Annotated in this window: 1 protein-coding gene; it reads right to left on the minus strand. The window is 39.3% G+C overall.

Features of this window, described 5'->3' with window-relative positions; translation table 11 throughout:
- The coding region (locus PL11201_RS26645; RefSeq protein ID WP_339394379.1) for a transposase at nt 1–239 on the minus strand (239 nt) is incomplete at both ends.

Below are 239 nucleotides of genomic sequence, written 5' to 3' on the forward strand. Positions count from 1 at the left end.
TTTTCAGCCTCTGTTGCTTCTTGTTCCATCATTTGGATATAACACTTGCGATTCACACCTCCAATCACCAAGCCATAAACAAAACTGATTTGCTGTTGCCAAAACCCAATAATACTTAATCTGCGACCCCGACGATGTGTTTGTTCTAAACGTTTTTGTTCCCCCCTAAAATAATAGGTGTAACCCGGTTCACTCCACAGACAAAAACCCGATTCATCTAAATACTTTAAGTCAATTTC

Source organism: Planktothrix sp. PCC 11201, from assembly GCF_900009135.1.
Lineage (GTDB): Bacteria > Cyanobacteriota > Cyanobacteriia > Cyanobacteriales > Microcoleaceae > Planktothrix.